Origin of the sequence: Citrobacter sp. wls613, from assembly GCF_005281195.1 — a bacterium.
GTDB lineage: Bacteria > Pseudomonadota > Gammaproteobacteria > Enterobacterales > Enterobacteriaceae > Citrobacter > Citrobacter gillenii.
In genome coordinates, this window is the sequence record NZ_SZXN01000041.1 from 1 (window position 1) to 14951 (window position 14951).

Genomic DNA, 14951 nt, shown 5'->3' on the forward strand with positions numbered 1-14951 from the left:
CTAAAGCTGTGGCCAGTTTTTGTTGACCACTACACATACCCCGCCATAACCCCAAACAGCCAGCGGTCCTGTCCATTGCTGCTCCAACGAACAACATCACTACCTAATTGAGTAACATATCGATTTGACCGCGTGTTGTTCTGCCCACTACTGTCGCGGGAGCGGAGATGTTCACCTGTTTGACGCAACCACAAACCAGACTGCTCATTCCTGTCTGAATCAACTCCTCGAGCTCCACCCATACGATCCTGCAACGTTATGTTGAATAACGAATAAGCAGCATAAAGGTTGTCCACATACGCAGCTGCTTCCGGTCTTACCTGCGCGACGATGGGTGCAGGAACAGGTCCTGGCATTTCTGGTACATCCGGTATTACTGGTACATCCGGTATTGCGGGCACCTCTGGTATTACCGGCACATCCGGTGTAGTTGGTGCAGGTTCCGGGTCAAATAAAACCGGCGGTTCGCCCGTTGAGCTTGTTAGATACCAGTTACCCGAATTCATCCCCTGACCTCGAACAAGATCGTAGTCATACGCCCCAGCGACAATACGCCCTTTTTTGATGAAATCCCCAGTAGACGCCCCGTTCACGGTGATTAATTTGATACCTTCTACAGTCCGAGCACCATTACCACCGGTATTGGTGACGAGTACTTTAGTGATTCCACTGGTGTTACCCTCCACAATCATTTGATCGCCGGGAGAGGTCGTATCACCGTTTAACACAACATCAAAACTAATCTCACCACCATTGCCATGGTAATCGCCGTTAACCTGTAACGTATCTCCGACACGTCTATTTGCATTAAGAGCAAACATTCCGCTGTTAACAATATTCTGCTCAAATGCGAAGGTATTTCTATTTCCCAGGAAAGCAATATTCCCACTATTGTTCACATCGGCAGTTAACCGTTGATCATTGGAAATTGTTAATCTACTGCTCTCATCGATATCAAGAGTACGTCCTGCTATTGTCGCCCGGTTAGAGAGATCGTCTTCCCAAAAATCACGTTGTAGATCGAGAATAGTTGCATTCGACAGATGTATAGACTGAAAACCATTGATCATCTTGCTGAGCTTTTCATCAGCCACTGCTTGGGTGACATTGCTCAGAATAAAGGTATTATGCCCGGCCCCACCTTCCAGATGCTCAACCGAGACGTTATTCCCCTGGATAGTCACAGTATCGTCACCATCACCGGTTTTAAGTATTCCATTGTGCAAACTGTTATCGGTAAACAGTACTGTGTCATTTCCTGCACCGGTATGAATCACACCTGAAGTTTTGCTGTTGCCTGTGTTGATCAGTATTTCATCGGAATCACTCAGCTCTACCGCCATGTCAGTCACAGAATGTGCTAGAATCTGGCCAGAATTCACCATCTGGTTTAAGGTACCTGAAACAAGTACAGCTTTGGAATTTTGGCCAGTGAGCACAGCCGAAGGGTTAATAAACAAAATATCCGTCGCATCGCTTTTCACCGCATTACCCGTTCCGGATACATCGATAACCCCTGAAACAACCAACGAGCCAGTGGTGTTGCTATATACCCCGGAGCCATCACCCAGAACATCAATTTTCCAGTTATCGCTGACTTCCAGACTACCTTCACCTCTTGAGCCATCCGCTGCGGATAATGCAATCCCTTTGCCCCCCGTGTTACTGGAGACAAGAATATACCCATGGGATAGCGAGTCGATATTATTCTCTGACAGTAAAGCTGCTCCAGAACCCGACATCTCAATGGTTGCACCATCAACCAGAACATTCCCGGAAGAGGACTGGTTAGTGATAATGTTTCCATACCCACCACTTTTCCCCGTAAGATGAGCATCTTCATTGAGCACAACACGTCCCGCATCAGCGTTTACTAGTAGCGCACTAGCACTACCGTCCACAGTGATCGATGCTGATGTATTGAGCGTTGCACCTTTAGCCACCTGAATGCCTGCGTTACCATCATTCACAGTTATCGAGCCAAATTGCCCCGCCGTATCAGGTGAAACCGTTGATCCTACGCCGCTCAGCACAATCGCAGTACCATCGCTCAGTTCAATATTGCCGGTGTTGATCAATTTCGCGCCGTTATTAACATTAAACAACACCACACTTTTGGCGTTATTGACATAAATATCAGCCGTATTAGTAAATAGAGAATCACCACGCCCTACAGCCACCCCATTAACATCGTAGCGGATGTTATCTATCACTACTGCCGTCGTTTTATCGCTGAGCGCCAGTTGCGAGGCCCCACTCATTTCCCCTCTTGCCCCACCTTCCACTCGTACTGCTGTGGATTTTTCACCGGTGATTGCGAAGTTAAGAGAATCCATATTTGCGTGAGAATTTTCGCCGCTTACTACCAATGCTGTGGAATTTTTACCGGAAGCTATCAACTTCTGATTGGGTTGAGTAGCCAGCGTCGAACCACTATCAATACGGATAAGCGTGGAATCATCGATAGAAATATCCAGCGGCTGGTTACCGCCAATATTTATGGTTGCCCCCTCACCAAATGCGAAGAACCCGATTCCATTCACGCCACTATTGAAGTTAATGTTGCTACCTGCGGCGATATTGATACGACCGCCATCGATGGCATAAGCACCAATACCACCATCACCATTCAGGTTGATCTCTCCACCTTGCATATCAATCAGTGATCCAGCACCCTCAGCCATTAAACCGTAGCTACGAACCCCTTCCGTCCCCATACTGCCATTGATATTCACAATACCAGCATCGATAATCTTGGCCGACCTTCCACTTTCACCGGATAAGTTTTCAGTAGTGGCCTTCAACCCTACCTGATTGACACCATTAAGATTAATGGTGCCGTTATGTGTGAATTTACTCCCATCGCCAGCCTGAACGGCGAGATTTTGTAACCCCAATACCGCGCTGTTAACATTAATAACCCCTGTTTCGGTATTCGTCCCTGTTGCCCCGGCTGTGAGTTTTATACCCACTGCGCCCTGCGTTTCTGCGCCAATGGTAATCTTTCCTGCATTCTTAATTTTCGAAGCGCCACTAGCCATCACTCCGATACTACCAATAAGTGGGATATCCTTACCCCCCGCACCAGAGAGATACTGGGCAGTGCGACCGATATATATTTCCCCATCAGCGTTATTAGTGAATTCCGGCGCAACCCCAAAAGAACTCTTGCCGATTAACTCCACCCCCGTAGTCAGTGGAGAAAAACCATCTACATTAACGGCGACATTGATTGTTCCGCTATTAGTGCCCTTACTACCCGTAGCATTGAGCGTTATGCCGCGTATCAATTGGTTAGGTAAATTCTGACGCGCCTGGTTTGCCGATCCTACATTGATAATGCCGGTGTTATCGACAGAGCTATTCGCGCCAACAAGCACACCACGAGCCGTAAACATATCAACAGGGGTGGAGGTATCAATTTCATTACCGTTGGTCAGAAACCCTACGTTCATAAGCCCATTATTTTCAAAGTGGCCGCCTGTATCCACTTTCACCAGGGCGCTAATAGCTGAAAGACTTGTCCCAGAATTAAATCCGGAAAGCACACCATCATTAACAATGGTTCCACCGCTAGAACCATAAAAAATGATATTACTGTTATTTACTTTCGCTTCGATGTCGCCTTCACGGGTAAGGCGAACTTTTGCATTTTCGCCATCTGCTTGTGCTAGCGCCATCGTCCCTGGAGCCAGAGTAACTTCATCACCGGCAGTGACCAGTGAGGAACTTTTATACACAGACTCCTCCGTTTTATAACTGTAACCATATGATAAAACGGTATTATAACTAGAGGCGGTGAGATTACCTTTTTTCAGTTGATCGATAACCCAGTTATTGTATACCCCCAGCGATGCAACATCTGTCACGGTGTGCGTCGTGGTATTCCCTTTTACATCAGTCACTTTAAACATTCCTGCATAAACAGGAACCTGAAAGCGCTGTGTCGACTCAACTTCTTGCCCACCTACGGCTGAAGCAGGGTAATAACCTAGGAATGCGGTGTTTTTAGAGTTCCAGACAATCTCGCTATTATTTCCCGCTGTACCATCGGCATAAAACCAGGATGACGTTTTTCCTGTTTCTCCCGCTTTTCCTACCAAAGCAAAATAGTTCTCGCTCGCGGAGATCCCTTTGGTTGGATCGCCCAAATCAAGTGTTAACGTTCCTCCTGAACTGGCTACTTGCCCCATTCTGGAATTGACATACTGCATGTCATGAATATCGCCGGTATTTACGTAATACGTGATTGCTTCACCTGTAGCCGGATCAATAGCCCATGAACCAGAATTGAAATTTGATGAGGTATAAACAGGAACCGAAATATATGAACCGGGGATATTGGTATCAGGTACCAGTACCGCCTCTGTCCTGGATCCTGTATTTAATCGCTCCCAATCTCTTGATCCCTAGACAATTAGGCCAAAATCAACCATTTCTTCGTACGTCAAAGATGTCTGGTTATTTTTACCTTTATTTATCGTCGCAAGCGACCCGCTAAGAGTATGAGATGCGCCATTAGAGACCTCAAAAGAGCATACTGCATTATCACAATCTACGGGGTTAAAATTTAAACTCGATACATCATTAGCATATACCCAAGCACTAGCTCCCAACGCCGCCAAAGCTGTTACTGTACAGATCGAACGTTGCCCACTTTTTTTCCTTGTGGTCATAAGTTCAGAAACGACAACCCAGCTTTCTGCTGCCTTATTCCATAAGACACGAAAGACACGATTCATTTAAACAACCTCGTAAAAATCAATTATATATAAACGCCAACCAACTTATAGAATATTTACTTTGGAAAAAATATACTAAGAGTGATTTATGATACCGATCATCTACTGGCAACATAAAAAGGTAAACAAAATGCATCTTAACTATTCTTAAATTTCCTTAAATGACATTACTAATATATTTAGTTAAATTTAAGAGTTAAAAACACAACATCAAAAACATAATCAAGATATTGTTTTTAAAGAGAATAAATTAAAAGCAAAAGAAGTAGCATGGAGCATACCAGAGATAGAAACATCTAGTATGCATTAGGGGAAAGAACGAGATTTTTAACGGTAGCAGAGAAATACGGGGCGTTTGCCTACTGAGAACATAAAACTATCTGAGCCCTGTGGTAGGACAGAATAAACGACATTTTTTTCAGGGTAGATGTAAAAATCCGGAAGTAATTCACTAATTGCCTCATCAGAGACAGAGTCATCATTTATAATATTATTCACTTTGACTGATGTAAAACTGAAAGAGTCTTTGTTTTCAGTCCATATATAAGATACATCCCTTCTGATTGCACCGATAACTTTATCATCTTTAGAATAAGTACCATTAACTGTGACGACGCCTGCTTGTTCATTCAAATTATACATAAAATCCAGCGTCAGGTTGGCACGGATATTATTGTGGTAAACAACTACTGAGGCTGAACATACTTCCGCATCATCCCCACTCTCTTTTTTCAGACTATAAAACCATGATAATGTTACGCCTGCGACAAACAGAATCAAACAATATACAACCACCGTCCTTTTAGTCACTTGTTATCTCCCGAAAATAGAGGGTGACGCATCCTGAATGTGAAGTATTCTCATAAGGTTCTTTACAGATGAATGCTGACAGGGCAGGCATTGAGCTGGATGAAAGAAAATAAATCCATGGATATTTCTTACAATCAACCCCTGTTTGCTTAATCATATTTTTGAATTTTGTAAAATTACCAAACCTTTTAATATCATCATTTTTGGATAAGAAATGACAGCCATTCTCTATTGAGTTAATGGTATATGTACTAAAGAAGTTTTTTTCTACGTCACTATTCCAGGAATGCTGAATTAATAAAACACCGAGACCAAATGATATTAGCATCAATATTAACGGTACAATGAGGTTATAGCTCCACCCTTTCTTATTATCAGTTTTCAACTGCAGGGTTTCAGTAACGGAAATTTCTGCTTCAGGGGAAAAATGTTTATCCTGGAGCTCATTTTTAACCGATTTTTCACTTGCTTCTGCTTCTGCTTCTGCTTCTGCTTCTGCTTCTGCTTCTTTAGGTAAAACCTTAGTAACCTTCACACTACTATCAATCTGGAAACCCTTTCGAGGAACTGTTGAAACCAGCGTATCATTGGTTTCTCCCGTTGTTCGTAGTCCACGACGAACGATTGATATATTCTGATAAAGCGTATTTGCCGGGACAAGCATCCCATCTTCAGCCCAGACGAAAGTGAAAAAATCTTTTTGAGGAACTATATTTGGAAAAGATTCCAATAACAGGACCAAGCAACGACTAGCTGGCGCTGTCAGCATTGCGCTCAGATCAGGGTTACTCACCGATACCAGCTGGTTTTTGTCTGGATAGAATTTAATATTATCGTTATTAATCCAGAACATATACTGACACCATAAATATAAATTAATAACATTATACTCTGTATTATTACGTTGTCAAAGCCACGTGAAAAAAAATTGAGTATGAATTAAGCGATACAATGCCACATCTAGCACATAAAATTTAATAAAGAATTACTAAGCGAGAATGATCTGCTCTTATATAACCCATGGATAACATTATTATTTAAGCCATCTATCAGATGGTTGCTTTCTGTTAATCAAAAATACTTTAAGGAATATTTTAATTATTCATCAAGGGGCATCCATCTTCACGATGAATACCCTAGTGTGAAAAAATAAGTCATTCTCGCGCATCGTCAGAGATAGAATTAATTCAAAAGAGTAATTGTTAAGCGTATAAATTTGGTCAGTATTCGCACGAACCTGAACTGTTCCAAATCTTGATAACCGCCTTCAACTTCAGATCTCATCTTTCCGGATAAGCTACTACGCAACTGCTCTGGAGTAACGGTAGATAGGTCGATAATGCCTCTATCTACCGCTAACACCTCATCTCGAGATTGCAAATTCCAGGAAAGAATATATGCTTCTGTACTATCCTCAATATCATCTATATTTTTCCCATACTTTCATCTTCTAAAGAAGCAATGGATATTTTAGAAAATACTAAAGCAATAGTGTGAAAAATGAAAAAAAGCAACAATAATTAAAAAAATGAGTTAAAAGGGTTTGATGCTTTCATAAATAATGTTAATTTCGCTGATGTAAGTATAAAAACCGGCTAACTATGTATCCGACTTGCGAAAAGGCACTCCCTTATTAATACAATTTTCCCAAGCATTCATTGTCCGAAAAAGTATTTTTAAATTTTTACACCCTAATTTTTCTAAGGCACTCAACTTCTGAGCGCTAATAGTTTTATGACTTATTTTAAACATAAACTCCATTTCTTTTGGAGTCATGCCATTGAATAATAAAAAAAGCGCATTTAATTCTGAACTTGACAACATCCCCTTTCCTTTACCCTGAATACATTCATAGCTCATAATTAAGTCATGGATATTTCTTAAAGGTAATGATTTTGAAATAACAACCTTTCTTGTCCTGCAGAAAGAAATGAAATTACTCTTGTGCTGGTATATTTCACTTTTCTTCAAAAGAAAAATTGAATCACATCCAGAGTCAAGAACGGTATCAAATTCAAAAAATGATTTTTTATTATAGAACAATAAAAAACAACGCAAACCTAAACCACAGTATTTGTCTTCAGATATTATATCAATAAACATTTTATTCAATACTCAAAAACCATTACTTCATCTTTGTTTGTAAATATAATAGATAATTACAGATTCAAACAAAATAGGATTTAAGAAGTTCCCTCGTTTCTTAATAAGATATAAGATTATTTTCCTAAATTTAAGATAGCATACTACAATTAAGGTTATTTAAGAGCATTTAAGAAACCCGCTTAAGAAAGCAAGCAGATTTTTTGCTTTCTATATATTGAACATTCAATACTCGCGATAATTCCAGCCCCCCCTTTCACAATCTATACAGTTCAAATTCTCTCGCGTCACATACCTTCAATAGCTTTACGCACATATTCTCATGCGTGGCCGAACACCGTACACCTCGAATGACCGAATGAACTGTCGGTAAGGTACAAAAAGGGTCAGTAGTTCACGCGAAGATATTATTTCAATCAACACGTTGGCCAGTCTGTCTGCATGTGATTCATCTAGCAAAGGAACCCAGAAAAAATAGAAATTCGGGTGTAAGATATAAACCGTTTCTCTCAGTACAGCTTGACGTTTACGGGCATCACACCTCTGCTCTCATCCATGAATAGTGAATCGCTGAACGTATCAATGTGGCCGCAACTACCCGCAAACTCGGTCATTAGAAATCGTAAACTTATGGCTGGCGTAAAGAACAACATCAACTCCTGACAAGCTCTGAGCAAAAGCAGGAACTTGCCGCCAAGAATACCAGACTCAAATACCTGCAGGCTAAATATGACAAAGAAATGACTATTCTCCAAAAGGCCCGACATACATCGCGAAGCCCTGAAGTTAAGTATATCTGGTGTCGACGTCACCATCTGCTGGACCGACGACAGCAACTCCGCCGGATCTGCAATATGTTACAAATGGCCCTACGGCGGCATAAACTACACAGTCGCATAAGCGAACTAGGTACTGTTAAGGCAATGCGTGCGCGGAAAACATCTTCCACTAGCTGAGTGTCAGAATATATCCACGGGGAAGGTGTTATCAGCCAGAAATGATAAGAGCTATGGTATTTAATTATATCGAGTGCAATTACAATCGGTGGCGTCGTCACAGTGCCCATGGTGATTCAAATTTGAAAACAAGAACCTTAATTACGGCCATGCCCACATAATGCAGGTAGGGTCAGTCATATCCGCTTCACGTCCTAAGATATTCGACAAGCGTTTTATGGCATCAGTTAGGGCAAGTATAGCGCTTCAACTGCCAGCAAAAATCTCACTTCGTCTTAGCGGACTTTGGTCTTCCAGCAGAGATAAATTATCTTTACCCATTTGAATGCCAAGGCCTAGATCGCTGATTGGTGATTGGTGATTGGTGATTGGTGATTGGTGATATTTTCCTCTCTGTCCATTACAGTACAACCTGGCCCAGTTTGATGAGTTAACCGTCTCTTAGCAGCCCATTCAATCAAGATCTGTCTGGAAAACCTGGCACTTTGCCATCACCACCGAAACCAAGTTTTTTGGCTACTTTGTTCTATCACAGATCGTTATATACCTATTCAGCAAATTGGTAGTCATTCTGGTGGTCTTGACAAGCAGTGAATTCAAGTTTAGCTTACTTATTAGCCAGTTATTGGCTACGGCGATCCCAGTCAGAGGAGCCAAATTTAAGAAGCCTGCTTAGGAAACTAAGCGGTTTTTTTGCTTTTATACTCCCGCATTTTCACGCGCTATCTGCAGAAAAGCCTGTACAGCCCCCTTATTCTCTTGTTGCCTGCTGATGAGCATCAGATTCGCCGACAGTTCCGGCGCATCCAGTGGGCGGTATACCAATCCAGGAATATTCACATGCTGCAGAGGATCGGGCACCAGCGCCAGCCCCTGGCCGGCGGCGGCGAGTGCAAGCACGCTTAGGGTACTTGCGGTGCAATGGGCGATATGCGGAGCATGGCCCATAATTTCGGTAAGTGCGGTGTAAAGCGACTCATCAGCCCCATGCGCGTCATAAAAAATGAGTGGCTGCTCGGCGAGCATATCGATTGTCAGCGACGCCCGTGCGGCCAACGGGTGGTCGTCAGCCATCGCCACTTGCCGGTGCCAGACACCGATCTGTTCAGCCATTAGCGCGGCATCATGGATTTTGTGGTGATCGGGGGTATAACCCACATCGAGCTGTCCCGTCAGGATAGCCTCGGCTTGCAACAACGGTGCGACTTCATTCACAACCAGTTCGGCATCAGGGTAGGTTCGGCGAAAAGCACGTAGATCGTTGGTGAGCTTGCCGCTAAAGACGGCATTACCGGCAAACCCCACGCATACTTGACCCGTTTCACCGCGTATTGAGCGCTGAACGGTCTGTCGGGCGTGATCCGCTTGCTCCAGCGTGCGCTGCGCCTCGACCTGTAGTAGCCGCCCGGCGTCCGTTAACTCCACTTTGCGGCTGGTGCGTACAAACAGCGGACCACCGAGTTCCTCTTCCAGGGCCTTGATTTGCATACTCAGCGCAGGTTGGACGATATGCAGACGTTGAGCCGCGCGACCAAAATGGCCTTCTTCGGCAACAGCCAGAAAATAGCGTAGATGGCGCAGATCCATATTGTCACTCCATCATCAAATAAAATGATTAATCAGTCATATCTATCTATTTGAGTTTATCTCCATTGGGGATGAAACTGAAATCCAATCCCGTACCGGAGTACATGTTATGCAAAATTATTTGGACGACCGTCTGCAAATTACCGATCTTCTCACGGGCTGGATGCACCGCGATCTGGGGGAATGGGAGCAACTGCGCAACCTTTTTCACCCGGACGGCACCATTGAAATCACGTGGTTTGAGGGCCTCGCCAGCGATTTCGTTGAGGGCTCAATGCGGATGGGAGCGTCAGATGTGCGCACCAAGCATCTGATTGGCACGCCGGTAGTGACCTTCAATGCCAACGCGACGAGGGCTATTGTCGAAACCAACGCAATGATTATCGCTGAGCACGTTAAGCTGAATCTGGGCTGCATTGGTCATAACCGTTTCTATGACATGGCAGAAAAACGTGACGGCGTCTGGAAGCTGTTCCATCGCCAGAGTATTTACGATATGGCCAGCTTTACCTTTCCGCTCGGCATGGTCGCGATTGACCAAAGTGCGGCAGAGAAATATCCGCGTGAATACGCCGCGCTGGCTTATCTGCTGGAAAAAAGTGGTTTTCCGGTTCAGCGCGTCTTTGCCACCCGTGGCAGCGATCTGGAACAACAAATGAAAGCAAGTGGTACGCGCTGGTTAGCCGGGCAGACGGCCTGACAATTTCATCCGCCATTGACCCCTTTTCATCTCAGCAACGCAAAGGAAATGTATGCGCCCCAACAAAATATACGGAAAATATCTGGCAATGCTGTTCATCGCCCTGCTGCTACCGACCACGGTTTCGGCTACACAAATCCTGACATACAGCGATCATGAACCGCTGGGTGGGATGCGCACTCGCTTTCTTAACGACGTGCTCTTCCCCGCCATTGAGAAAGAGTCCAACGGACGCCTGAAAATAGAGGCGCACTGGAGCGGCGAGCTCAGTAACAGCTACGATGCGTTACGCAGCGTCGGCAACGAACGAAAGGTGGATATAGCGACTGTCGTACCTGAATACACCGCCGACGCGCTGCCCCTGAATCAGATATTTAAAAGCTTTCCCGTCGGACCGGCCAGTGAACAACAGGTGGCCTTCTTCCGCCACGTCTACGCGGACATCCCGGCATTCCCGGCTGAGCTTGAGAAAAATAATGTGGTGAGTATTTTCCTTGCCACTGGCTATCCACTGGCCTTTTTCAGCGCTAAGCCCATAGCGACGCTGAGCGATATCAAAGGCGGCACATGGCGCTCTGCCAGCTTCTGGCACCGTGATTTTCTGCAAAACGCAGGGGCTAAGCCGGTGACCATGCCCTGGGGTCAAGAGACCTATAACGCGCAAAAAACGGGGGCAATCGATGGCATGATGCTGAACGTGGACAGCGGTTACGATCTTAAAGCGTATCAGTTCGCACCCAATGTGCTTCTCGCCAAAAATCTGTGGCTGGGGCATCTCTATATTCTGACGATGAACAAAAAAACCTGGAACGCGCTTTCTCATGAAGATCAGGTCGCCATTCAGCGTGCGGCTGAAACGGCGTATCAATCTCTGGGTTCAGTCATGGACCGGTGTTTTAACACCCAGATAGACGATTTACGCCAGGCTGGGGCCTCGGTACGCGTTCTGCAATCGCAGGAGGTCGCGCAGTGGAACACCGCCACCCATTACCGGGCTGCGCAAACCAAGTGGGTCCACGAGCAGGAAGCGAAAGGCGTCAAAAACGCAGGCACGGTGATGAAACAAGTTAGCGCCATTATGGATGAAACCCTGTCACAAAAAGCGCGCGTAAAACGGTAGTTATCCATGAACTAGAGGCAGGGAGTCTCACCCTCTCTCTACCCGCCACTTTTCGCCGAGTAAACACCACATCACACCGTTGTTTAAAGTTATGTAAATGTAAATCGTTTAAACTTTGCCATTATTGTAAGTGCTAGTGATTATCATTTATTGTACGCAGGCCAAAAGAACGAGCGCCTGCTCGGGTCACTGTACGTTCCAATTACTCTGGGATATAAACGATGAATGCTCTGCCTCGCACCGGACTGCGCCGTATCACGCTTGCATCTGCCCTGGTCCTCTCCGTCAGCCTGCCGGCTTTCGCACAGGATACGTTAACGCTTTATACCACCCGTGAACCGGGCCTGATCCAACCCCTGCTCGATAGCTGGACAAAAACCAGCGGTATAAAAGTGAGCACGGTGTATATCAAGGATGGCATGCTTGAACGTGTTAAAGCGGAAGGGAAGAACTCCCCTGCAGACCTGCTGATGACCGTCGATGCCGGTAACCTCATCGATTTAGTCGAAGCGGGCGTAACGCAACCGGTAGAGTCCGATGCGCTGAAAGCCGCCATTCCGGCTAACCTGCGCGGTGCAGATAATCAGTGGTTTGCGCTTTCCATGCGTGCACGCGTGCTCTACGCTGAGAAATCGATGCCTATCGATAACTGGCATTATGAGCAGCTCGCAAGCCCAGAGTACAAAGGCAAAGTCTGTATCCGTTCCGGGCAGCATCCGTATAACACCGCATTGATTGCCGCCATGATTGCCCACCACGGTGAGGCCAAAACGGAAGAGTGGCTGCGCGGCGTGAAGGCGAACCTGGCACGTAAAGCGACCGGCGGCGATCGTGACGTTGCCCGCGATATCCTCGGCGGGATTTGTGATATTGGCCTCGCCAACTCCTATTACGTCGGTCATATGAAAAATGCCAAAGAAGGCACCGATGCACGTCAGTGGGGCGATGCCATTAAAGTGGTGAAACCGACCTTTGAGAAAGGCGGCACACACGTCAACATTAGCGGTGCTGCCGTAGCCCGTTACGCACCCAATAAAGCCGACGCCGTTAAGCTGATGGAATATCTGGTTTCCGCACCTGCCCAGCAACAGTACGCGAAAGCGAACTTCGAATACCCGGTACTCAAAGGTGTAACGCTCGACCCGGTTATCAGCGCCACTATCGGTGAAATCGACGTCGACAAGATCCCGTTAACCGAAATCGTGAAGTACCGTAAACAAGCTAGTCTGCTGGTAGATAAAGTTGGATTCGATCAATAAACCGCTATTGCTTCCGACGTTACGCGGCCTGGTTTCCGGGCCGCAGTCATTATTAACGCCGTTACATCTTGGTGCCCTGTGTATTGCACTCGGCGTCCTGACCCCTATTGTGGCGCTCATCTGGCAGGCCACACAGGCTGATTTGTCTCACTGGGATAATCTCATCACCTGGGTGTTGCCCTCTGCGTTAAAAAACACTGTACTGTTGTTGGCAGGTGTCGCGGTCATGGTCGGCGTGATTGGCGTTGGCAGCGCATGGGCAGTCACTGCATGGGATTTTCCTGGGCGCAAAATACTGAGCTGGGCGCTGCTGCTGCCGCTGGCGATGCCGACCTATATCGTGGCCTTTGCCTGGCTCGATTTACTGCATCCCATTGGCCCACTGCAAACCTTCATCCGTTTTTTACTCGGTTTCGATAGCCCGCGACAGTTCCGCTTGCCGGATTTACGCTCCCTTTCCGGCGCGATCCTGCTGCTCGGTTTAGTACTGTATCCGTATGTTTATTTAACCACTCGCGCCACGTTTATCAGCCAGCCTGCGCATTTGCTGGAGGCGGCACGTACCCTGGGCTGCAGCGCCAGCGGAACCTTCTTCCGCGTGGCCCTGCCAATGGCCCGTCCGGCGCTGGCGGTCGGGATCAGCCTGGCGCTGCTGGAAACGCTCAATGATATCGGCGCGTCGGAATTCCTTGGGGTACAAACCTTAACCGTCACCGTGTACACCACGTGGATCTCGCGCTCTGATTTATCCGCTGCGGCGCAAATCGCCTGCATGATGCTGATGTTTATCTTCTTTATCCTGACGCTGGAGTTTTACGGTCGCAGAAAACAAGGATTCAGCAGTCGCAGTCTGCGAGAAATTCAACCCACGCGCGTGCATGGCTGGCGCGGTTGGCTGCTCGGCGTGGTTATTTCGCTACCGGTTGTACTGGGTTTCCTGGCCCCGGTATTGTTTTTACTGTGGGAGAGCGCCAAACGGTTAGGCGGTGAGAATCCGCTGTCCGCGTCATTACTTTCTGCATTGCAAAACACGCTATCGCTGGCGGCTGGTACCACGCTGGTGGTGATTTGCGTCAGCATGCTGGTGGCGTGGAGCGCACGTCGCAGCGCCGCAGACAACGCCATGCCTGGCTTTCGTCGCGGTGTGATGCGTCTGGCCTCGTTAGGTTACGCCGTGCCTGGTACGATTCTGGCGATTGGTTTTCTTCCCCCGGCGATGGCGGTTGACCGCTGGCTGGCCGATCTGCTCGACATGCGCGGTTTACCGCTGATGTCTGCCGGTATTTTGCTGATCATTTGCTGTGCGATGCGTTTTCAGGCCATAGCCATCGGCGCGCTGGATTCCGGGCTGGGCCGTATTCCTCCTTCCCTTGAGCAAGCCTCACGTTTACTGGGAGAAAATGGGGCCGGTACGTTTGCTCGCGTGCATTTCCCGCTACTGCGTCCAGCGTTGGTAAGCAGTGCATTGCTGGTGTTTGCCGATGCAATGAAAGAGTTGCCCACTACCCTGCTACTACGCCCGGTAAACTTCGAAACGCTGGCCACGCTGCTGTATGCAGAAGCGGCGCGAGGCACCTATGAAGAAGGGGCAATTGCTGCGCTAATGATTGTGTTAGCCGGCACACTGCCTGTTATTTTGCTGGTTCGTCATCAGATGACGCGCCGTGGTTGAGA

Annotated in this window: 10 protein-coding genes and 1 pseudogene; 4 read left to right on the plus strand and 7 right to left on the minus strand. The window is 46.6% G+C overall.

All coding sequences use genetic code 11. From position 1 onward, the window contains the following. Positions 1 to 29: 29 nt before the first annotated feature. The 7 genes and pseudogenes from FDX01_RS06385 to FDX01_RS06410 all read right to left on the minus strand — a co-directional run bounded on the left by FDX01_RS06385 (position 30) and on the right by FDX01_RS06410 (position 10198). Entirely contained in the window at positions 30 to 4214 is a 4185-nt protein-coding gene (locus FDX01_RS06385) for an autotransporter outer membrane beta-barrel domain-containing protein (protein ID WP_137399448.1), read from the minus strand. A gap of 195 nt (positions 4215 to 4409) precedes the next feature. After that, complete coding sequence (locus FDX01_RS06390; protein WP_137399449.1) at positions 4410 to 4742, minus strand: ESPR domain-containing protein; 333 nt, start codon at positions 4740 to 4742, stop codon at positions 4410 to 4412. A 327-nt stretch (positions 4743 to 5069) separates the two neighbouring features. Continuing rightward, entirely contained in the window at positions 5070 to 5552 is a 483-nt protein-coding gene (locus tag FDX01_RS06395) for a hypothetical protein (RefSeq protein WP_115258179.1), read from the minus strand. After that, on the minus strand, positions 5545 to 6405 hold the full coding sequence (locus tag FDX01_RS06400; protein WP_137399450.1) for a winged helix-turn-helix domain-containing protein: 861 nt from the start codon (positions 6403 to 6405) through the stop codon (positions 5545 to 5547). Before FDX01_RS06400 ends, FDX01_RS06395 begins: the two co-directional genes overlap by 8 nt. Before the next feature lie 746 nt (positions 6406 to 7151). Then, the gene (locus FDX01_RS06405) at positions 7152 to 7655 is read right to left on the minus strand and encodes a hypothetical protein (RefSeq protein WP_137399451.1); all 504 of its coding nucleotides are present in this window, start codon (positions 7653 to 7655) and stop codon (positions 7152 to 7154) included. 1231 nt (positions 7656 to 8886) lie between these two features. Beyond that, a pseudogene (locus FDX01_RS23600) lies at positions 8887 to 9144 on the minus strand (IS110 family transposase); the annotation flags it as partial. Positions 9145 to 9310: 166 nt separating this feature from the next. Beyond that, a complete protein-coding gene (locus tag FDX01_RS06410) occupies positions 9311 to 10198 on the minus strand; it encodes a LysR substrate-binding domain-containing protein (RefSeq protein WP_137399452.1) in 888 nt (295 codons plus the stop codon). Between the two features lie 109 nt (positions 10199 to 10307). Here FDX01_RS06410 and FDX01_RS06415 point away from each other — a divergent pair, with 109 nt between their 5' ends. From FDX01_RS06415 to FDX01_RS06430, 4 genes are all read left to right on the plus strand, one after another. Beyond that, complete coding sequence (locus tag FDX01_RS06415) at positions 10308 to 10898, plus strand: nuclear transport factor 2 family protein (protein WP_137399453.1); 591 nt, start codon at positions 10308 to 10310, stop codon at positions 10896 to 10898. Positions 10899 to 10950: 52 nt separating this feature from the next. After that, entirely contained in the window at positions 10951 to 12018 is a 1068-nt protein-coding gene (gene dctP / locus FDX01_RS06420; protein ID WP_249360891.1) for a TRAP transporter substrate-binding protein DctP, read from the plus strand. A gap of 221 nt (positions 12019 to 12239) precedes the next feature. After that, positions 12240 to 13277: an extracellular solute-binding protein gene (locus tag FDX01_RS06425; protein WP_115258172.1), complete on the plus strand. Its 1038-nt coding sequence runs from the start codon at positions 12240 to 12242 to the stop codon at positions 13275 to 13277. Further along, positions 13261 to 14949 carry an iron ABC transporter permease gene (locus FDX01_RS06430; protein WP_115258171.1) on the plus strand — a complete coding sequence of 563 codons (1689 nt, stop codon included), beginning with the start codon at positions 13261 to 13263 and terminating at the stop codon, positions 14947 to 14949. The genes FDX01_RS06425 and FDX01_RS06430 overlap by 17 nt, the downstream gene beginning before the upstream one ends. Positions 14950 to 14951: the final 2 nt, after the last annotated feature.

Bases quoted from the DNA above. Each gene is read 5' to 3' on its own strand.
- FDX01_RS06400 (WP_137399450.1), bottom strand. From the start codon at position 6,405: ATGTTCTGGATTAATAACGATAATATTAAATTCTATCCAGACAAAAAC.
- FDX01_RS06415 (WP_137399453.1), top strand. From the start codon at position 10,308: ATGCAAAATTATTTGGACGACCGTCTGCAAATTACCGATCTTCTCACG.
- FDX01_RS06410 (WP_137399452.1), bottom strand. From the start codon at position 10,198: ATGGATCTGCGCCATCTACGCTATTTTCTGGCTGTTGCCGAAGAAGGC.
- FDX01_RS06385 (WP_137399448.1), bottom strand. From the start codon at position 4,214: ATGCAGTATGTCAATTCCAGAATGGGGCAAGTAGCCAGTTCAGGAGGA.
- FDX01_RS06390 (WP_137399449.1), bottom strand. From the start codon at position 4,742: ATGAATCGTGTCTTTCGTGTCTTATGGAATAAGGCAGCAGAAAGCTGG.
- FDX01_RS06425 (WP_115258172.1), top strand. From the start codon at position 12,240: ATGAATGCTCTGCCTCGCACCGGACTGCGCCGTATCACGCTTGCATCT.
- FDX01_RS06405 (WP_137399451.1), bottom strand. From the start codon at position 7,655: ATGTTTATTGATATAATATCTGAAGACAAATACTGTGGTTTAGGTTTG.
- dctP (WP_249360891.1), top strand. From the start codon at position 10,951: ATGCGCCCCAACAAAATATACGGAAAATATCTGGCAATGCTGTTCATC.